Consider the following 556-nt stretch of genomic DNA (forward strand, 5'->3'; position numbering starts at 1 on the left):
CGCAAAGTCCCATCTTGATTGACGCTGGAATTCCACGTTGATCGTCGCGCGGCATCTGCTTGCCCGTTCCCTCCGTCAGGGGCGCAACAACTCCCGATGCCAGTGCCTTGCGACGCCACTCATAAAGCTGCGAGGGATCCAAGCCTTCAGACCGGGCAACCGCCGAGACATTCGCCCCAGGCTGCAGCGTCGCGGCGACGATCCGCGCCTTTTCGTCATCCGACCAGGCACGCGGCTTGCGTCGTCTTCGCACGGGCTCCGCGGTCAAAATCTCAAAGGTTCGAGGGTGATTCACACTGTCGCTCATAGAATTCTCCGCATGACTCATGCAGAAAATCGCCGATCAGCAGTACGAAAGATACGTGGGGTGGTCTACGCGCTTACTCTGGAAAAGCTTCTCGCCAGCGAGCTTGATACGGCGCAGAAACAAAAAAGCTCCTCGACGCTTACGCGGAGGAGCTTTCTGTGAAGCGACTTGAATGGCAAAATATTCAAGTCTCAGTGGTTGCGGGGGCAGGATTTGAACCTGCGGCCTTCAGGTTATGAGCCTGACGAG

General features: G+C 57.2%; 1 protein-coding gene. It reads right to left on the reverse strand.

Translation table 11 applies throughout. From position 1 onward, the window contains the following. On the reverse strand, positions 1-307 hold a 307-nt coding region (locus tag JL39_RS32625), incomplete at its 3' end, for a transposase (RefSeq protein WP_244446947.1). Between the last annotated feature and the right edge of the window lie 249 nt (positions 308-556).

The organism is Rhizobium sp. YS-1r (assembly GCF_000757525.1).
GTDB lineage: Bacteria > Pseudomonadota > Alphaproteobacteria > Rhizobiales > Rhizobiaceae > Neorhizobium > Neorhizobium petrolearium.